We start from the raw sequence: 19,727 nt of genomic DNA on the forward strand, positions 1-19,727 counted from the left end.
ATAATGAAACTTACTTTATATCGGATTGATTTGTCTGGATAACAATCATCCCAGATTCAGCCTCTGCGGCCGGCATTCGGCAGCGTAGAGGCTTTTGTCCTATAGAATAAGTTCAGGGCAATTGGGAAGGAGGGGATTTGCTTGCCGGAACTGAACGGAAGCCTGTTTCAGCAGGCTTTGCTGGATGGAGAGTATGGGCCGCATTTTTTTGCCTACTATTATAAACAGTGGAATCCGTATACGATGGCATTCCATCAGCATAATTCAACGGAGATTATGTATCTGATCTCGGGGAGCTGCGTGGTCGAGGTGCGGCAGGAGCCGGATGAGGAGGAGCGCTTCCGCCTGAAGCGGGGAGAACTGATCATGCTTGATGCCAATGTGCCGCACCGGCTGATCGTGGAAGAAGGAACATCCTGCCGGATGCTGAATGTAGAATTTGGCTTCACGGCAGCTTCGGGAGCGGTTCCTTCTATCGCCAGGCTGGCGGAAGCGGAGGCTGATTTGGCCGGGCTGCTGCGGGAGCCTTTCAGGAGTCTGGTGCTGCCGGACCCGGAAGAGGTATTTCATGTGCTGAAATCGCTGGTGCTGGAGTTGGACCAGCATGGCGTAGAAGGGGAAGGACAGGGGAAGGGGCGCGGAAGCATAATGACCGGGCTGCTGTTCTCTGAGCTGCTGCTGCGCCTCTCCAGACTGCGCCGGGAACAGCTGCAGGCCAGCCAGCAGCCGGCACAGCTCTATGTGCGGCGTGCGGTTGAATTTCTCCATCAGAACTATGACCGCAGTATTCAGGTCAAAGAGGTTGCCGCCGAGGTCAGCCTGCATCCCGGCTATCTGCACCGGATCTTCCGCGCGCATACGGGCCGGACGCTGACCGGCTACCTGAATATGCTGCGGATCGAGAAGGCCAGAATGCTGCTCGGACAGAGCGAAATCCCTGTGGCGGAAATCGCCGACTATGTAGGCATCAGCAGCCGGCAGTATTTTCATCTCCTGTTCAAGAAGTACACCCGCTGTACTCCGGTGGAATACCGGAATTCGCTGGAGCGCTTTTCGTGGAGCGATGCCCAGCCGGATATTCAAGACAGGTGAGGATTGTTGACAGATAACCGGCAAAATGGTCATGATATTGATAACGCTTCCCGCCCCCTCCTTGCTACAATGGACAGGTAGAATTCATTCATTGGGAGGAAGATGGCGATGTCTTTTAAAGTAGCGTTTATCGGGGCGGGCAGCATTGGCTTTACCCGCGGTTTACTGCGTGACCTGCTGACTGTAGCGGAATTTAAGGAGATTGAAGTCTCTTTTATGGATATTAATCCCCATAACCTGCAGATGGTCAATGAGCTGTGCCAGCGGGATATCCGGGAGAATGGCCTCAAGATCGTGATCTCGGCTACGACGGACCGCAAAGAAGCTCTCAAGGATGCCAAGTACGTATTTTGCACAATCCGTATGGGCGGATTGGAGGCTTTTGCAACCGATGTGGATATTCCGCTGAAATATGGTGTGGACCAGTGCGTGGGCGACACCTTATGCGCAGGCGGCATTATGTACGGGCAGCGCGGGATTGCCGAGATGCTGGAGATTTGCCGTGATATCAGAGAGGCGGCTGCGCCGGATGTGCTGCTGCTCAATTACTCGAATCCAATGGCTATGCTGACCTGGGCCTGCAACAAATACGGCGGGGTGCGGACGATCGGGCTCTGTCACGGAGTGCAGCATGGACATCAACAGATTGCCGAGGTCTACGGGCTGGAGAAATCCGAGGTGGATATCATTTGCGCCGGGATTAATCACCAGACCTGGTATATTTCCGCGAAGCATAAGGGCAGGGATCTGACCGGAGGGCTGCTTGAAGCTTTTGAAAAGCACCCGGAATTCAGCCGGACCGAAAAGGTGCGGATTGATATGCTGCGCCGCTTCGGCTATTACAGCACCGAGTCCAACGGGCACTTGAGTGAGTATGTGCCGTGGTACCGCAAGCGTAGCGGTGAAATCATGGACTGGATTGATCTGGGCAGCTGGATTAATGGAGAGACCGGAGGCTACCTGCGGGTCTGCACGGAGGGACGCAACTGGTTCGAGACTGATTTTCCCAATTGGATGAAGGACCCGGCACTGGAATATACGTCTGAGCACCGGGGTGAAGAGCATGGCTCCTATATTATTGAAGGGCTGGAGACAGGCAGAGTGTACAGAGGCCACTTTAATACCGTCAATAACGGCATCATTACCAATCTGCCGGACGATGCGGTTATTGAAGCGCCGGGCTATGTCGATCATAACGGCATCTCCATGCCTGTGGTCGGGGACCTGCCGCTGGGTCCCGCTGCGGTGTGCAATGTCAGCATTTCCGTGCAGCGTCTCGCTGTCGAGGCTGCTGTACATGGCGATGACAAGCTGCTGCGTCAGGCCTTCATGATGGACCCGCTGGTCGGAGCGGTCTGTAATCCGAAGGAGATCTGGCAGATGGTGGATGAGATGCTGGTGGCGGGAGAAGCGTGGCTGCCGCAATACAGCGCGGCGATTGCCGAAGCGAAGGTGCGTCTGGCTTCCGGTGACCTCGTACCGACACTGGCCGATAATGCCGGGGCAGCCCGGCTGAAGGTGAAGTCCGTGGACGAGATGATGCAGGACCGTGAAGCGGCCAACAAGAACGCCGGTGAGTCTGACAAAGGCAAGGACCGCGAGAAGGTGCGCTAGTCTTAAGCGGCAAGTGAATGAACGAACGAAGAAGCTTTCCCTGTACGGGAGGGCTTTTTCACATATCAATGCGGATAACTTGAATGCTGCAGGGTCGTGCTAGAGGAATCAAATTTTTCCAGCAGTAAGATGCGGACTGAGAAAACGTTATTTTGGGAAAATGCCGGATCTGACCGAATAGCGGATCTCCTGTCCGCATCTTGACGGATGAAATGAGCAAAAACCCCCACTCCTTCCGGGTGGAGGTTTTTGCTCATTTTACAGCCTCTCTTTTGCCGAAAAACGTCTTCAGCGCCTGATAGACTTCCTTTTTGTCCTTGATTACATAGTGCATGAACTGCTCCTGCTTCAGATGGCGGTAGGCGGACATCAGCGTGCTGCTGCGGTTGTATTGATTAACCTCCCCATAGCCGAACATGTTGCTGCGCTTCAGCAGTTCGCCGATCAGCTTGACGCAGCGCTCATTGTCAGAAGTGAGGTTGTCGCCGTCGGAGAAGTGGAAGGGATAAATGTTGTATTTGGCGGGCGGATAACGGCTGTCGATAATATCCAGGGCCTTCTGGTAGGCCGAGGAGCAGATCGTTCCTCCGCTTTCGCCGCGGGTGAAGAAATCATGCTCGCTGACCTCTTTGGCCTCCGTATGATGCGCCAGGAACACAATCTCCACCTTCTCGTACTGGCGGCGCAGGAAGCGGGTCATCCAGAAGAAGAAGCTGCGGGCGCAGTATTTTTCAAAGGTGCCCATGGAGCCGGAGGTATCCATCATCGCAATAATCACCGCATTGGAATGCGGAACGGTAATATCGTCCCAGGTTTTGTAACGCAGGTCGTCAGGGCTGATGCTGTGTATGCCGGGTTTGCCGCGGCTGGCGTTGCGCCGCAGATTCTCAAGCAGGGTGCGTTTTTTGTCGATGTTGGACATCATGCCTTTTTTGCGGATATCGTTGAAGACGATAGATTTAACCTCGATCTCTTCCTGTGTCTTGGGGGCCAGATGAGGCAGCTCCATATCCTCGAACAGGATGTCCTCCAGGTCCTCCAGGTCAACCTCCGCTTCTACGGTATCCTGGCCGGGCTGATCGCCCGCCTTGTCGCCTTTGCCCGGATGGGCGGACTGGGAATCGCGGCCGAGCACATCGCCGACCTGGCTTTCGCCGTCGCCCTGGCCGACATGCTTTTGCTTGCGGAAATTGTAGATGATCCTGTACTCATCCAGACTGCGGATGGGCACCTTCACGATCTGCTTGCCGTCAGACATAATAATATTCTCTTCGGTCACAAGGTCGGGCAAATTATCCTTAATGGCTTCCCGGACCTTCTGCTGATGACGCTCCTGATCCTGATGGCCTTTACGGTGAAGGGACCAGTCTTCTTTGGATACGACGAATGCGGAATGACCGGATGATTGCGGCAGGATGACCACCTCCCATGGAATATAAATCGGTACGGGCGCAAGGGGTGCAATGAATGAAGGGCAGGTTGTAACTAAAGTATATTCATGGGGATGGGGGATATGTGAACCTTCTTATTCACTGATTTCTTCAATCATAAGTTTGTAGCTGTTGGAGCGGGCCTCGCCGGAGTACCGGCGCCCGTCGATGGTATACAGATACAGCGCGGTTGAGCTGCCCTGAAGGGCGCTGCCCATATAGCCGGGATGGACACGGACAAGATAGCTGAGCTGAGCGGTTTGCCCTGGATCCATCACTCCCAGGGAAACGATGCCGCTGTACTTGGATTCGGGTACAGTATGGACGCTGATCGTAACCTTCCCCGTCTCCAATGTGCATCCCTGGGGAATGATCTGTATTACTGATACCTCAGCCGGATAGTTGCCGCTGTTGGTAACAGCGATGTTGAACTCAGCAATACCGCCGGGTTCAACCATTGGAGGCTCTCCGGTCATTTCAATCGAGATGACCGGAGAGAACAGCAGAGTGGTTACTGTATTGGAGCGGACCCGCTCCCGTACATTACGCCCATCGGGCAGCGTAAAAGTATACTCCACGCTGCCCTGATTCTGGATTGCTGGCATCTGAAGGATGTCAGCCTCAGCAGGGATAGAAACGAGCAGATCAACAACGGCTGCCGAGCCTGCCCGGATGGTGCCAAGCGGAATGCCTTCCCCGGGATGGACCCCTCTCTGCGGGATTCCGTCTATATGCACACTGTCCCAGACGAACAGGGTGCCGGAAGGGATGGCACCGGCAAGCATGGCGTCCACGGCCAGCTTTCCGCTGTTCCGGATGGTGAACCGATAGCCCAGACGGTCTCCGGGAGCTGCGCTGTATTTGTCAACCTTCAGGCTGACCGAGAGGCCGGATTGAATTACGGCAACAGTGACTGTATTGCTCTTGGTTCCATCCGTATCGCCATCCGCATCGTAAGTGACAACTGCCTGGGCGGTTAGGGCGGGGACTGAAACCACCCTTACCTGGAATGAGATGTCTGCAGTCTTGCCCGGGTCGAGAGGGGGCAGCGGTATGCCCTTATCCGGGTCGGCATCCGGCGAATAGATGCCGCCCGAGATTACGCTTCCGGGAAGGAATATTGCTCCTTCCGGCACAGGAAGTGTGGTCAGGATGCCGGACATCAGCCGGGTTCCCTCGTTTCTTACCCGCAGAGTGAAAGTAACAGCATCCCCTACAAACGTTGTAGGGGTGCTCGACGCCAACAGAATAGAGAGCTTGTAGGCGAGCAGGGAGACCGTTATCTGGTTCGAGAAGACTTCGCCCTCCACATGTCTGCCTTCCGGCGTGGTGAAGGAATAGACGGCCCTGGCTCTATTGCCCAGCTCCAGAGAAGGCGGCAGGGAGACAACGATCACTTGAAAGGCAATGCGGACCTCCGTCTGGGGAGCGACCGCCCCCAGCAGGATGCCGGAGAACGGGGATACCCCCGGCAGGGGGACTCCGTCCCGCAGCACACTGTTGGCGACAAAGGATACCCCGGAAGGCAGGGCATCCACAAGGGTAGTCAGGGCGGGCGCATTGCCTTCATTGCGGGCAATGAGCGTGTACACCAGTGTCTCCCCGAGGGAGGCACTGGTGTGATCTGCACTTTTTACTAACGTTAGAACCGGGCCGACAACCGGGGTGTTAACGGTATTGGAATAAGTAATGACATCCGCACCCGCCGCCGAGCTGTACAGCACCATGGATTGATTGCTGACGACGGGCTGAAGGCGGGAATCCCGGATCATACGGCAATTACCTGTACCTGGAAGGTCACAGTAACGGAATCTCCCGGGGTAATGGTGCCGATAACGATGCCTGCAGCGGGGTTGGCTCCGGTACGGGGCACGCCATCGACGGTGACGCTGCCGGCGACAAACTGGCTGCCTGCCGGAATCGGGTCAACCAGCACCACGTTGTTGACAGACTCAATTCCGTTGTTGGTCACTGCAATGGTGTAGGTGATAATGTCGCCGACTACAGCATCAACGGCAGGCGTGCTCTTTACTGCGGTGACATCCGGAGACGATACCGGGATTACCAGAACATTCGACTCCGAGGAGCCGGAGAGCAAACGTCCATCCGGCGGACTGAATGTAAAGGTGGCGGCAGCCTGATTCACCAGCTGCTGCGGCGAAGGCAGCGAGGCGACCGTGACCTGCAGGGTAATGGTTACGGTGATGGTTGCTCCCGGTGCCACCGTTCCAATATTGAGTCCGCTGGCCGGATCGGCTCCCGGCTGCGGCACGCCGTTGACCAGCACGCTGTTCGGAATAAACACAGCCCCCGCCGGTATCGAATCTGTAATAGTAACATTTGCCGCCAGATTGCCGGTGTTGGTGACTTTCAGGGAATAAGTGACCGTATCCCCGACGGTTGCGTTAGCCGTATCCGCACCTTTGACGATGTTGATGAACGGCTGGTAGACCGGAGTCACGAAGGTATTGGAATAAGAAGCGCCCGAGAAAGCTCCGGAGGTAAAGCTTACGGAAGCCTGGTTGCTCAGGGTGCCGGACGCCGGAAGTGCGTTCACAAGGATACTGAAAGTAACCAGTGATGAAGCACCCGGCGCGATAGTGCCCAGAGCAATACCATTGGCAGGGTTGGCACCCGGCAGCGGGGTGCCGTCAACGACGACGCTGCTGCTGGCAAAGGAAGCACCGGCGGGAACCGGGTCGCTGAGCACGGCGTTGGTAATCGCCTCAATGCCGTTGTTGGTGACGGTAATGCTGTAAGTGACCGTATCTCCGATAACGGCATCGGTTGCCGGAGAGCTTTTCACAACCTGCACATTTGGCGCGGAGACGGAAATCTGATTGATATTGGAAACCGCCGCCTGATTAAAGGTCCGCCCGTCCGGCAGGGTGAAGGCGAAGGACACCGTAGCTTGGTTGCTAAGCTGCTGGCTTACCGGCAGCGTGTCGATCACCACGGAGAAGGTTACAGCCAGAGTAGTGCCGGCGGCTATGGTGCCAAGGGCGATTCCGGTTGCCGGATTGGCTCCGGGAGAGGGAAAGCCGTTGATCAGCACGCTGTTCGGAACCAGTGTAGACCCTGCTGGAATGGTGTCGGTTAAAGTAGCCGTCGCCGGATAGTTGCCGGTATTGCTGACATTCACCGTGTAAATAATGGTATCCCCGACGGTTGCTTTTACAGTGCTTGCACTTTTCGCTGCACCGATAACCGGCTGATAGACCGGTGTGGTCACAATGTTCGAGAAAGCGACGCTGGAGAGGGCGCCGGAGGTAAAGCTCACAGAGGACTGATTGTTCAGCAGACCGCTGCCCGGCAGCGAATTAACAGTTACGCTGAAGGCTACGGTTACCGAAGCTCCCGGTGCAATGCTGCCTATCGTGATTCCTGTAGACGGTGAAGCCGCTGGTCGGGCAACGCCATTCACCAGCACACTGCCGGGAACAAACGCCGTGCCTGATGGCAGAGCATCCGTAAATACAACATTGTTGACAGCGGCAATACCGTTATTCGTCAGCGTTACGGAATATACAATCGTGTCACCAAGAGTGGTTGCTGTTGTCGCTGTTGTTTTAACTACAGCGAGATTGGGATTGGTGACAGGGATCGTTACCGTATTGGAAAGAACCGAACCGTTCAGTGTCCGCCCGTCCGGCAGAGTGAAGCTGTACGCCGCAGTTCCCTGGTTGACGAGCAGCTGCGGTGAAGGCAGCGAGGTGATGACTACGGAGAAAACAACCGCTACGGTTGCCCCCGCCGCAATCGTTCCCGCCGCAATTCCGGCAGCCGGATCAGCCTGGGGCAGTGGCAGCCCGTTGATCAGGACACTGTTCGGCTGGAACGCAGTGCCGGCCGGAATGGTATCTTTTACGGTCAGCGCTGCCGGATAATTGCCGGTGTTGCTGACCGTCAGGGTATAGGTTACAGTATCCCCGACTGTGGCATTGGCTGTACTGGCGCTTTTGACCGCAGAGAGCACAGGCTGGTAAAAAGGAACGCTGACCGTATTGGAAATAGTCGAGCCCGAAAAAGCAACACCGGAGGTATACGTCACCGTAGCCTGATTGTTGATTGCGGCGCTGGCCGGTGCAGAGGTAACCGTTACATTGTAAGTAACGTTGGCTGATGCGCCGGGCGCAATGGTTCCAACCGATACACCGGTCGCAGGGTTAGCATTCGTAAAAGGAACACCGTTCACCGAAACGCTGCCGGTGACAAAGGTTGTACCCGGCGGAGTCGGATCACTGAGCTGCACACTGTTCACGGGTTCTGCATCTGTGTTGGTTATATTTACGGAAAAGGGAATCGTATCCCCAAGAGCTGCCGCAGTCGCCGTGGTGCTTTTTACTACCGCGACATTTGGAGCGGAGACCGCGACCGTTACAGTATTGGATACCGCTGTGCCTGTAAGCAGTCTCCCGTCCGGCGGAGTATACGTAAAGGTGGAAGCCGCCTGATTGACAAGCTGCTGCGGCGAAGGCAAGGATACAATGATGACCGTGAAGCTGACCGGAATACTGGCCCCTGGAGCGACCGTACCTACAGTAATGCCGGTATCCGGCGCTGTTCCCGGCTGGGGAAATCCGCCGACAATAACACTGTTGGGATCAAAGACAGTGCCTGCCGGAATATTGTCCGTCAGGGTTACATTTGCGGCAAGATTGCCGGCATTGCTGACTGCTACCGTGTAAATGACGGTATCGCCGACGGTTGCGTTGAGAGCATTTGCACTTTTGACCAGGGAAATCTGCGGCTGGATCACCGGTGTGGAAGTGATATTGGAAGAAGAAGAGCCGGAGAAGACACCGGAGGTAAAGCTTACGGTTGACTGGTTGTTGATCTGTGAAGGAATCGGCATTGTTATCCTCACCTCGAATGTTACGGCGACTGAAGCCTCTGGGCCCAGGCTGCCGATTGGTATGCCGGCGGACGGAACTGATAGCGGCTGGGAGACGCCGCCCACAATTACGGTTCCGGGAATAAAGGCCGCATTCTCAGGCAGAGGATCACTGAGAATGATGTGGCTTACAGCAGCGATGCTGTTGTTCGTCAGCACGGAGGTGAAGGTAAGAATGTCGCCGGTGACGGCGTCGATGGCGTTCACACTTTTTACGATGCTGACATTAGGCGCAGAGACGGGAACGGCAAGCGTATTGGATGCTGCATTTCCTCCAAGCTGCCGTCCATCGGGCAGTGTGAAGGTGAAGGATGCGGCTGCGGAGTTGAGCAGCTGCTGGTTCGGAGGCAGCGCCGTTACGGTGACCAGAAAAGAAACAGGAACGCTGTCTCCCGGCGCGAGCGGCCCCACAGGAATGCCGGCCGCCGGGCTGTACCCCGGCAGCGGAGTGCCGCCGATGCTGACGCTGTTGGTTTCGAACACAGCCTGCGGCGGCAGAGCATCGGTCAGATTCAGAACGGCAGCGATGTTGCCTGTGTTGCTGACCAGAATGGTGAAGGACAGAGAGCTGCCGACAGAGGCTTGTGCGGCATTGGCGCTTTTGACCAGATTAATAACAGGAATGTATACAGAGGTGCTCACCGTATTCGACAGAGCGGTTCCACTGAATGCGCCTGCCGTAAAAGAAGCGCTGGCCTTGTTGGTAAAGACGGCCGGATTGGGCAAAAGGGCTGCATTGACCTGAAAGGCCACGGTGGATGTTGCACCCGCCGCGATTGTTCCAAGCGAAATCCCTGCTCCCGGATTGGCGGAAGGCAGGGAGGCTCCGTTCACGGTGACGGACCCCGCTACGAACGAAGCGCCCGCCGGAACAGGGTCGGACAAAATGACGTTATTTACGGAAACGCCGCTGGGATTGGATACTGCCACAGTGTAGGTCAGGTTCTCCCCGACAGCCATACTTGCCAGACTGGCGTTCTTGAGCAGGGTGATGCCCGGTGCAGACACCGGCAGGCTGACCGTATTGGACAGGCTTGCTCCTGAAAGGGAACGTCCGCTCGGCAATTGATAGGTATAGCTGCTGCTGCCCTGATTGTTCAGAACAGGGGGAGAAGGCAGGGACTGCACAGCCGTTAAAAAAGTAACGGTAACAGCGGCTCCGGCGGCCACCGCACCAAGGGCAATCCCTCCTGTTGGCGAATCGGAGGGACGGGCAACCCCGTTCACGGTGACGCTGCCCGCTACGAAGGCGGAGCCTGCCGGGATGTTGTCACTCAGGACAACGGCGGCGGCCAGATTGCCTGTATTCTGCACCCGCAGCGTATACAGCACGTTGCCGCCTACAGTTGCGCTGGCGGTGCTGGCGCTTTTGACAATAGTGATAACCGGCTGATAGACAGGGGTTACCGTTGTATTGGACTGCGAAATGCCCGTGAACACACCGGAGCTGTAGGAGGCCGATGAACGGTTGGACAGCTGGGCGGGCGAGGGTACTGAGGTTACATTTACCTGAAAGGTAACTGTGACACTGGTACCCGCGGCAACGGTCCCCACAGTGATTCCAGTCGCAGGATCGGCGGACGGACGGGCTGCGCCTGCAACACTGACACTCTCCGGCACAAAGCTGCTCCCGGCGGGAACGGGATCGGACAGAACGACATTGGTGACGGGAGCAATGCCGTTATTGCTGATGACTGAGGTATACAACAGAATGTCCCCTACGGCAGCATCGGTGAACCCCGCGCTTTTTACAACAGCTACATTCGGCAGTGCCACCGGTATGGTCAATGTGTTGGAAGCGGCTGTACCGGCTAAAGTGCGGCCGTCCGGCACCAGGAAAGTGTATGCGGCAGTGGCCTGATCTACAAGCTGCGGAGGTGAAGGCAGGCTGTTCACTTGTACCTGGAACTGAACCGTGGTGCTTCCTCCCGCGGGCACAGTCCCGATAGAGATGCCAGTGGAAGGATTGCCGGCTGTAGGCGTGCCGTTTACGGTGAAGCTGCCCGGAACATATGAGCTTCCGGCAGGAATATTGTCGGTGATCACAGTAGCGGCTCCAATGTTGCCTGTATTGGTAATTTGCAGTGTATAAGTGATTTGATCGCCTACTGTAGCATTGGCCGTGCTGGCGCTTTTGACGATGCCCAGAACAGGGGAATATACCGGCAGCGTGTCTGTGTTGGATGGAATAACACCGGTCACAATGGGTCCGCCCGCCACGCTCTGGAACGTAAATGCGACATTGGCTGTATTCGCTACAGTCTGCGGAGCCGGCAATGAAGTGACTGTGGCTTGATATGTAACTGTTGCAGAGGTGCCGAGCGTCAAAGTCCCCAAAGGAACGCCTGCCGTAATATCATACGAAGGCCGGTATACACCGGCTACTACAACACTTCTGTTCACAAAAGTTAACCCTGCCGGCAAGGTGTCCGACAATACGGCGCTGGTCGCGCTGGCCGTGCCTGTATTGCTGACTGTTACGGTATAGGTCACGGTATCACCGACGACCGTCCCGGCCACATTAGAGCCCTTGGTCAAGGAGATCTTAGGGGCGTTGATATCAATTTGCAGCGCATTTCCGTTGACCACATAAGCATCGCCGGAGGTCGTTAAGGTCAGCAGTGCGGAAGACTGGTTGTTCACAAGTCTCGCCGAGACATCCACATTGGTAATATCCCAGCCCTGCCGTCCGCCGATGATATTGGTTCCGGGACTGCCATTGGTCTGGTTGCGGGTTCCGAAGGTGCCGGTGGTATTGAGCGCGCCGGTATCATTGTTGATCTGGGAAGCAAAAAAGTTATTGGCAAAGTTGTTGGGACCGGACAACGCAACCTGGGTATTCGATGTCGGACCGAACAGCGCCTGATCTCCTGAACGGTTGGCGTCACCTTCCTGTGCGCTGAACAGAATGCGGCCGCCCAGCGCTCCAGATACCGGGGTAGCAAAGCCTGTAATGGTTGTGGCTACAGGCGCTGAACTGGCTTGCACCAGCACGGCACCTGCCCGAAGTGACATATTGCGGAAGGGAAGAGACGGGTTCTGGTAGATAACGCCCAGCGTCCAGCCTGCATGATTGGCTGTGGAATCGCCGGTAATAACAATAGTGCCGACCACACCGCCCGTCGTGTACGTCCCGGCTCCCCCGGCTTGAATAATGCTGGTTACATTCGCTGAGCGGACGTAGGCTAACGCGCCGTTTCCCAGATCGACTGAATTGCTGGTAGCTGAATCCGGCGACACACTTGAAGTAGTTCCGGCCGGGGTTGTGAAGGAGACCGGATTGTTGATGGCTGAACTCAGATTGACAGAACCGTTGATATAGGAGCCGCCCCAGATCAGCTCGGCATACAGCACTGTACTTCCTGAGGGGATTGTCAGTATCGCCGAAGAGCTGTTGTTCTGGTACAGGCTTGTCGTTCCCGCCGGATAGGTTCCGAATACGGAGGCTGTATTTACTGTAGCGAATGCTCCGATACTGTCCTGTGTTCCGGGAACGCCCGTTGTGTCTGAGCGGCTCAGTCCCAGCGTATTGCCTGTGAACGTGATAGCTCCCGTGGCGTTAATAGTAGCCCGAACGACTAGAGGAATAATTTTCACCTCCTTATGAAGGAATGCGTTCATGGGTGAGAACGAAAAAAAGCAAACCGGCTTCTTTTCTGACGTCGGTATGCTCTATTTCTACTTATAATAGGCTATGCCTGACTTGGCTGAAAATTGTTTGTCCATGGATAGCCCGGCATTTTATATTTATACTTGTCTGTTTTGTGTGTGTCTTCTCCGTTTCAGAAGCGCTTGCGGTTCGGGATAGGTTTTCCTGCTCATGTCTGCAAGCTCTTCAAGGGTGACGGGCTTCTTGACCACAACGAAATGGTACATGATTTCATGAACGACGTTGGACTGCAGCGTCTTCAGAATCTCCAGCTCCTCAGCTTCATAAAGCGTGTCGTCAAAAGGGTACTGGTAGAACAGCTCCATCCGCAGCAGCCTGTAATCAAAGGGAGGCACAGGCGCCGGATAATCGGGGATTTCCGGTGAAACCGCCCCAGCGGCAGGCTGAAAAAAGCTTCCTGTAAAATAACGGGGTGTGTATTCGTCGAATTTCTGCTTGAACAGAGGATTGGACAGATGAGGGAAGCTGTGGGCGTAAGGCGCCAGAATACAGATAACGGCTTTATGGATGCTAATCCGGTAAATTTCCGCCATTACCGCAAATAAATTGTTCACATACGGCAATACGCGGCTGGCCATAACAAATTCGGCAGTGTTGTCCGGCAGTGGAATTCCTTCATTTATGTCGCAGATGATATCTACTCCGGGCCAAGCGGTGCGGTCGATTCCAAGATAACCGGTTTCTTTGCCGGAACCGCAGCCGATATCGATTTTCAAGGAAATCACTCCTTCAGGGGATGGCTCAAAAATAAGGCTCTGCACCATTGTATTAATTTCACCGCCTCTTGTCTCCGGCGTACGCCTATCCAAGCCGTAAACGTAGAGTAAGTTTATGCAACCCTGGAGAAGGGTTAAACGTTTATAAGAGTAAGCCAAGCCAGACGGCAACTTTACCGCTTCAACAAAGAGGAGGCAGTCAACATGAAATCACAACGCAAATTACCTGTTCTGGCAGCCATCGCTGTATTGATGCTGGCTATAACTGCTTGCGGCGGCAATACACCAGCCGAGGCTCCGGGAGAGCCGTCACCTACGGCTTCGCCCTCTCCTGCAGAGAGTGCGGCTTCGCCGTCACCAAGCCCTGCAGCCCAGCCGAGTTCCTCCCCTGCGGAGGAATCGCAAGTGATTCAGGGGACAGGTATCTATGTCGGCCAGATTGATAATCATTCCGTAGAGATCAAGACTGAAGAAGGGGCGACATCATTTGAGCTGGGCACAGGATTGGAAGAGGCTCCGGAAGCTCTAAGTATGGATGACCCGGTTGTTTTTGAATATGTCGAACGGAGTGTGGAGGGAGATTCCTCCGTCCTGCAGCGGGTGCTTTCGAAGCTGGAGAAGTCCGCGGACAGCGGCAGTGCAGCTCCTTCCCAGGCAGCGCTCCCCAAGTCAAAATCATTCAGTCTGACACTGGAAGGCATGAAGGAAGAAAAGACGGCTGCACTCGCTGCCGGGAACGGCTATTCGCTGTATGTATTTGATATCTTCACTTTTGATGCGAAGACTGGCAGACTGGCCATGAAAGTTGATCCGGAGTATTACGCTGAGATCACCAAGCTGCCTTCAGACTTCGATCTTGATTCTCTCAAGCAAGAGGGCGAAAAGGAACTGTCCTCTACAGGGAAAGTGACCGCACTCGATCAAAAAGAACGTGACCGGCGGATGTCCGGTATCCGGCTCTATCTTACAGCCATGGGGAACGGGCTGACCCGCGAGTATGCGGTGAAGGAGATTGCAGGACAGGGGTATGTGATCAGGCTGAACATTCCGCAGCGTGAAGCCTCGGAAGGCTTCGGGCCGCATGTCTACACTTCGCTGGACAGTCTGGTCAGCCAGTAGCCGGTGGGCCAGCTAAAAAGTGCAGCATAAAAGTACCACTAATCCGGCTGAAATCGTCCATCAAATTTCCGTGAAAACCGTGAAAACCTTTTGTAGCCAGGACTTCAGCTCATATACCAAAAGAATATACGCACAGCAAAGGACCGATCCGGAGAGCTGCCGGGCCGGTCCTTTGTGCAAATATTTATATGTTTCGCGCCCCAAATCGTCCTTGTATTTCTCGCTGAAACGGGACCTGAAAGCGATACTCTGTATCGCTGCTTCGGAAGCATAGGCTCCTAATAAGGACGGCGTAGCCGTTTCTACTTGGGAATAAAGCAACTGGTGAATTTGGCAAGTAAGAAACCAATCTATTGCACTTTCTACAGCAGATTGCTCCTAAATAAGCGTAAAATCAAAATCTATTGTAATCTGTGCAGCAGATTTCAGCCAAGTGGGCCTTAGGACCTCAATTCTTGGAAATCAATTGCATGAAATACACTAGATCGACTTTTACCCGAGCTGGCGGAGCAATCTGTTGCACTAAATGCAATCAGACTGCCCGGAAACAACGGCAGAAATACCGTTGTAGAAGAGCCAGCGGCCGGGTTGCCCAGAAACAACAGCAGAAATGCCGTTGTAGAAGAGCCGCCGGCCGGTTGGTGCTGGCTGCAGGTTAAGCCTTAAACGGAGCCGGCATTCACGAGTACGGTGGAGATGATCAGCATGAACAGCAGCAGAAAAACCGCATTAATGATAGTGCCGATGATCCCAAACACTTTGCGGCGCTTGCGGAGAGTAAGCCCGATAATGCCGAGCACCCCGCCGATGACATTGAATGCTGCCAGGATGAGCACAGATATTCCGAGATAGAAGATAGCCTCTGCGCTATCAGCAATAAAGGAGTCGCTTCCGTTTACAAGGGAAGAGGACCGGACACCTACAACTACAAAGGCGATAATGTAGCCTATAAGGGTAATCAAGGCGATGATGAACGAGGCAATTCCGGGTCCGGAATGTTTGAAGTCCCGTTTGTTCTCTTCATACATTGCATGCTGCTGCGGCGGTAATCCCGTCTCCGGGACCGTACTCTGCGGCCGTGGTGAGGAAGGATCTGTGTGTGGCGTAGAATAATCGTCCATGGGTGCACTCCTTATGTCTTAAATGGGTTAATGACTGATAGTATCCACTTTTCCATAAGATGGCGGCAAAAGCAAGTCTTGTTTGTAAAATGCACAGCAGCGGCTGCTGGAAATAAACGCCCGGGTTACGGTAAGATAGGGGGAAGTCCAATCTTAAGGAGCTGTGTATCCATGCAACGAAGATTTATGGCCTGGGGAGCCTTGCTTGCCATGCTGTCCGTCGGGATAGGCGCGTTCGGAGCGCATCTGCTCAAACCGGTAATCAGCGAGGATTACCTTAAGGTGTACGAGACAGGTGTACATTACCACATGATTCATGCACTGGGGCTGATCCTTATCGGGCTGGCTGCGGGTCAATGGGGAGAGCGTTCACGCCTGCGCTGGGCAGGGAGGCTGCTGATTCTGGGAATTATTTTGTTCTCCGGCAGCCTGTATGCCTTGAGCATTACCGGTATCAAGGTGCTTGGAGCGATTACTCCCCTTGGAGGGGTATGTTTTCTGGCCGGGTGGCTTTGCCTGGCCTGGGAAGCTTTGTCCCGGAACAAGTGAATGGTGTAGAGCCGCAAGATCCATACAAACCAGCAAGCACCTGCCTGGGCAATCCGGGCAGGTGCTTGCTGGCGCGGGACCACAGCAAAAACGTACTACGAAAATTCGTCGATCTCATTGAGCTTGAACGTGTACACTTGCTTTTCATCGACATGGTATACGCTGATTGAATTGGCCGCTTCATCAAAATTGAGAATACGGCAGGGCATGGAAACCTGTTTGCCGTGACGGTTGGCGCGCAGCCGGACCAATTGGTTGTTCTGAATGTATAATCTGATTTTTCCATATGCATCTGCAGGGGTCTCTCCTGGCGCGTCAGCAGGAATACTGCCGGATACGGGCTTGCCGGCTTGCTTGTCCGTTGGCTTCACTGGCAATTTCACAGGGACTTGAACGGCTGCTGCAGATTCATGTTTCAGGGCAAGCTTCGCCGAACGCAGCAGATGGTCAATCGTTCTTCCAAGCTCAAGACCCGAGTTAATGTTGAAATCTGTGATTTTGTCGTTGCTGTTCAATATTTCAAGTAAATATTGCAGTGCAAGCGGGTTAGTACGGGCGTTAATCAGGATGTCGACATTGAACAGATAATTGCCATCCGTATGTTGTAGTTTCTTGTCCATAAATCCCCCAGCTTTGTCAGTAGACACAATTAGAAATTCAATTTTTAAAGTATATAAACTATACCACTAATTAAACAATAAGCATATACCTCCTTCTCGAAAAAACAAGGACTATTGACCCCCTGCGTGTTGCAGGAGAAATAGGTCTAACGCCCACACGCTGCCCGGAAAAACAACATACACATACATCGTGATGAGGATAAAGTAGAAGGAGGTAGTGCAAGTGGTTACAATGGAGCCTGTTAACGTAGGCGGGCATATATTGGTTGGTGTTGAAGTGAAGCTTCCGAAGACTACGCTGCTGTCCATCAGCACGGGCAAAGGATATATCATGTGCGGAGCGCTCGATGTAGGCCTTCTTAACGAAACGCTAAGCGACCGGGGGATCATTGCAGCCCGGGCCGTTGGCGTGAGAACATTGCCGCAGCTTTTGGCTGCTCCGCTGGAGTCTGTAACGATAGAGGCTGAGAAGCTGGGGATTGTACCCGGAATGACCGGTGCAGATGCCCTGCTCCACATGCTGTAAGGCATTAAGCGGGGCCTGCGGGCCCCTTTTTTTGAAAGAATTTATATGTGCGGACTGAAGCGGACCGAGGAGCCCTTATTTTGCCAAAAATCTTACTTTTTCAGCAGTTACGGACTCAGGAGCCGTTATAACGTTCGATAGAGCCTGGACTGAAGGGGAAAGGGACAAATAAAGGCATTTCAGTCCGTTAGTCCTGCGGAATAGCCGAATCTTCTCTCAATAAGGGCTCTCCTGTCCGTAACGGTTGCGGATCGATCGCAAAGGAATAGGGTGATCCGTCTTTAGCGGCTTCTTCGCAGGTGCTAGTTGGAAAAAGGGAACTTATTTTTCCGAAAGTTAAGAAATCCTGAGAGTGAAGTGGAAAAAGTAAACTTAATTGGGTCACATTTCTGCTCCAATGGCGAAAGGGGCTGAATTAGTGTCCCTTTTTCCACTTCATCTACCCGAGGGTAGGGTACTCCGGCAAATTAGTGTCCCTTTTTCCACTTAAAAAGTTGCGGTAGGGTTCATGGGGAGTCGTTCTCCAGGTAACGTTAGAACCAAGACGGCTGCGCTGTCCCGTGGAGGACGGCACAGCCGTTTTGGTTCCTGTGCCTCGTGAGCCAAGCAGAGACGGTTTTATGCGGAACGGGGATAAGGGAAGCGGGCTTGGCTCATCCTATAAATAGCTTTCGATTTATGGGGACATCAGGGATTCCAGCCGGTGGCACCCGGTCATATTTCTTGTTTCGCCTTCTGTCCGGAAGGGTAAATTCAATATAGACACTGCATTGCCGGACCATGGACAGGCAGCCGGCTAAATTATGGATAAGGAAGGGATTATACAATGGCTAAAGCATCGAACAAAGTCACCACCACTTCACTCGAACAAGTACTCAACCGTGAGGTTGCCAACCTGAACGTGCTGTATGTCAAAATTCATAATTATCACTGGTATGTGAAGGGTGAGCAATTCTTCTCCCTGCATGTAAAATTCGAAGAGCTGTATGATGATGTTACCCTCAAAATGGACGAGGTGGCTGAACGCCTGCTCAGCATTAAGGGCAGCCCGGCAGCGACCATGAAGGAATATCTGGAGCTCGCAACCATTCAGGAAGCGACCGGCAAGGAAGATACCCGGGGCATGGTTCAGACGCTGATTGAGGACTTCGCCACTGTAGCTGAAGAGCTTACAGAAGGCATTGAACTGGCCGAGCAGGTGAGCGATCAGCCAACAGCGGACCTGTTCATCAAAATCCGCAGCGATCTCGAAAAAAACCAGTGGATGCTGCGTTCTTTCCTGGGTTGATCATTCCTGTCTCATACACGCAGTTCCAAATAGAGTAGAGCCTCCGGCACGGAGGCTTTATTTTTTGCTTTTTGTCGATCCGTGAAACCGGATATCAAAATACATGTTTGTAAAAAAAATCGGTTTGTAATAAAATTAGTGAGAATCATTGATAATCACTGCGTTACACTTTATAATTATTTTAATGTGATATACAATCTAATTTTTGCTGGCGTCAGGGATTACCTGTTACAATACAGCTTTCTGATTTCGCAAATCGAACAATGGGGGGAACATTATTATGGCAGCAGATTTTGTCATTGAAGGACTGAAAGCGACGATTGAAGGAAAAGAAATTCTGAAGGGCATCAACCTTCAAATGAAGGGCGGCGAAATTCACGCCATCATGGGACCGAACGGTACCGGTAAAAGCACCCTGGCTTCGGCACTGATGGGCCATCCCAAGTACGAGGTTACCGAGGGTACAGCCGTTCTTGAAGGCGAAGACCTGCTGGAAATGGCTGTTGATGAACGCGCGCGCGCCGGTCTTTTTCTGGCGATGCAGTATCCAAGTGAAATCAGCGGCGTAACGAACTCTGACTTCCTGCGTAGCGCCATTAATTCCCGCCGTGAAGAAGGAAACGAAATTTCCCTGATCCGCTTCATCCGTCAAATGGAAGCTAAGATGAAGGAACTGGATATGAACCCTGAGTTTCTGCACCGCTATCTGAACGAAGGCTTCTCCGGCGGTGAAAAGAAACGCAACGAAATTCTTCAAATGATGATGCTGGACCCGAAGATTGTCATTCTTGATGAAATTGACTCCGGCCTGGATATTGATGCGCTCAAAATTGTCGCTGAAGGCGTCAACTCGATGCGCAGCCCGGAACGCGGCTTCCTGGTTATTACCCACTATCAGCGCCTGTTGAATTACATTAAGCCGGATTTTGTACATGTCATGATGCAGGGACGGATTGTGAAATCCGGCGGTCCTGAGCTGGCAGAACGTCTGGAAGCGGAAGGCTATGAATGGGTTAAGGAAGAACTCGGCATTGAAGATGAAACCGTAGGACAGGAAGCTTAAGAGACGCCAGGAAGGAGGAAACCAC

13 protein-coding genes are annotated in these 19,727 nt (G+C 53.7%); 7 read left to right on the plus strand and 6 right to left on the minus strand.

Annotation, left to right across the window (positions count from 1 at the left end):
• Positions 1-150: 150 nt before the first annotated feature.
• Together PRIO_RS10660 and melA are read left to right on the plus strand one after the other, a co-directional pair.
• Positions 151-1,092, plus strand: a complete 942-nt coding sequence (locus tag PRIO_RS10660; RefSeq protein WP_039787967.1) for an AraC family transcriptional regulator — start codon at positions 151-153, stop codon at positions 1,090-1,092.
• A gap of 108 nt (positions 1,093-1,200) precedes the next feature.
• Positions 1,201-2,706 (plus strand): alpha-glucosidase/alpha-galactosidase, encoded by a 1,506-nt coding sequence (gene melA, locus PRIO_RS10665; protein ID WP_020428216.1) that lies wholly within the window; start codon positions 1,201-1,203, stop codon positions 2,704-2,706.
• A gap of 253 nt (positions 2,707-2,959) precedes the next feature.
• On the opposite strand, the gene yhbH is transcribed toward melA, so the two are convergent.
• The 4 genes from yhbH to PRIO_RS10690 form a co-directional block, all read right to left on the minus strand.
• Positions 2,960-4,120, minus strand: a complete 1,161-nt coding sequence (gene yhbH / locus PRIO_RS10675) for a sporulation protein YhbH (protein WP_046506732.1) — start codon at positions 4,118-4,120, stop codon at positions 2,960-2,962.
• A gap of 111 nt (positions 4,121-4,231) precedes the next feature.
• Positions 4,232-5,908 (minus strand): COG1361 family protein, encoded by a 1,677-nt coding sequence (locus tag PRIO_RS10680; RefSeq protein WP_020428220.1) that lies wholly within the window; start codon positions 5,906-5,908, stop codon positions 4,232-4,234.
• The gene (locus PRIO_RS10685; RefSeq protein ID WP_046502258.1) at positions 5,905-12,651 is read right to left on the minus strand and encodes a DUF7507 domain-containing protein; all 6,747 of its coding nucleotides are present in this window, start codon (positions 12,649-12,651) and stop codon (positions 5,905-5,907) included. Before PRIO_RS10685 ends, PRIO_RS10680 begins: the two co-directional genes overlap by 4 nt.
• 126 nt (positions 12,652-12,777) lie before the next feature.
• Positions 12,778-13,416 (minus strand): class I SAM-dependent methyltransferase, encoded by a 639-nt coding sequence (locus PRIO_RS10690; RefSeq protein ID WP_046506735.1) that lies wholly within the window; start codon positions 13,414-13,416, stop codon positions 12,778-12,780.
• A 204-nt stretch (positions 13,417-13,620) separates the two neighbouring features.
• On the opposite strand from PRIO_RS10690, the gene PRIO_RS10695 reads away from it, so the two are divergent.
• The gene (locus PRIO_RS10695; protein ID WP_046502261.1) at positions 13,621-14,535 is read left to right on the plus strand and encodes a hypothetical protein; all 915 of its coding nucleotides are present in this window, start codon (positions 13,621-13,623) and stop codon (positions 14,533-14,535) included.
• A 662-nt stretch (positions 14,536-15,197) separates the two neighbouring features.
• On the opposite strand, the gene PRIO_RS10705 is transcribed toward PRIO_RS10695, so the two are convergent.
• Positions 15,198-15,656 carry a hypothetical protein gene (locus PRIO_RS10705; protein WP_020428226.1) on the minus strand — a complete coding sequence of 153 codons (459 nt, stop codon included), beginning with the start codon at positions 15,654-15,656 and terminating at the stop codon, positions 15,198-15,200.
• A 171-nt stretch (positions 15,657-15,827) separates the two neighbouring features.
• Between PRIO_RS10705 and PRIO_RS10710 the strand changes: the two genes are divergently transcribed.
• Entirely contained in the window at positions 15,828-16,205 is a 378-nt protein-coding gene (locus tag PRIO_RS10710; RefSeq protein ID WP_020428227.1) for a DUF423 domain-containing protein, read from the plus strand.
• A 95-nt stretch (positions 16,206-16,300) separates the two neighbouring features.
• Here PRIO_RS10710 and PRIO_RS10715 read toward each other — a convergent pair whose 3' ends face one another.
• Positions 16,301-16,825: a hypothetical protein gene (locus tag PRIO_RS10715; RefSeq protein ID WP_020428228.1), complete on the minus strand. Its 525-nt coding sequence runs from the start codon at positions 16,823-16,825 to the stop codon at positions 16,301-16,303.
• Between the two features lie 223 nt (positions 16,826-17,048).
• Between PRIO_RS10715 and PRIO_RS10720 the strand changes: the two genes are divergently transcribed.
• The 3 genes from PRIO_RS10720 (at position 17,049) to sufC (ending at position 19,702) form a co-directional block, all read left to right on the plus strand.
• On the plus strand, positions 17,049-17,351 hold the full coding sequence (locus PRIO_RS10720) for a YunC family protein (RefSeq protein ID WP_020428229.1): 303 nt from the start codon (positions 17,049-17,051) through the stop codon (positions 17,349-17,351).
• Positions 17,352-18,177: 826 nt separating this feature from the next.
• Positions 18,178-18,639 carry a Dps family protein gene (locus PRIO_RS10725; RefSeq protein WP_020426763.1) on the plus strand — a complete coding sequence of 154 codons (462 nt, stop codon included), beginning with the start codon at positions 18,178-18,180 and terminating at the stop codon, positions 18,637-18,639.
• Between the two features lie 280 nt (positions 18,640-18,919).
• On the plus strand, positions 18,920-19,702 hold the full coding sequence (sufC, locus tag PRIO_RS10730; RefSeq protein WP_020426762.1) for a Fe-S cluster assembly ATPase SufC: 783 nt from the start codon (positions 18,920-18,922) through the stop codon (positions 19,700-19,702).
• Positions 19,703-19,727 lie beyond the last annotated feature (25 nt).

The sequence above is a fragment of the Paenibacillus riograndensis SBR5 genome, assembly GCF_000981585.1.
Taxonomy (GTDB): Bacteria; Bacillota; Bacilli; order Paenibacillales; family Paenibacillaceae; genus Paenibacillus_AQ; species Paenibacillus_AQ riograndensis.

Coding starts and splice junctions, on each gene's coding strand:
- melA (WP_020428216.1), top strand. CDS start 1,201: ATGTCTTTTAAAGTAGCGTTTATCGGGGCGGGCAGCATTGGCTTTACC.
- PRIO_RS10680 (WP_020428220.1), bottom strand. CDS start 5,908: ATGATCCGGGATTCCCGCCTTCAGCCCGTCGTCAGCAATCAATCCATG.
- PRIO_RS10685 (WP_046502258.1), bottom strand. CDS start 12,651: ATGAACGCATTCCTTCATAAGGAGGTGAAAATTATTCCTCTAGTCGTT.
- PRIO_RS10695 (WP_046502261.1), top strand. CDS start 13,621: ATGAAATCACAACGCAAATTACCTGTTCTGGCAGCCATCGCTGTATTG.
- PRIO_RS10705 (WP_020428226.1), bottom strand. CDS start 15,656: ATGGACGATTATTCTACGCCACACACAGATCCTTCCTCACCACGGCCG.
- PRIO_RS10710 (WP_020428227.1), top strand. CDS start 15,828: ATGCAACGAAGATTTATGGCCTGGGGAGCCTTGCTTGCCATGCTGTCC.
- PRIO_RS10715 (WP_020428228.1), bottom strand. CDS start 16,825: ATGGACAAGAAACTACAACATACGGATGGCAATTATCTGTTCAATGTC.
- PRIO_RS10725 (WP_020426763.1), top strand. CDS start 18,178: ATGGCTAAAGCATCGAACAAAGTCACCACCACTTCACTCGAACAAGTA.
- sufC (WP_020426762.1), top strand. CDS start 18,920: ATGGCAGCAGATTTTGTCATTGAAGGACTGAAAGCGACGATTGAAGGA.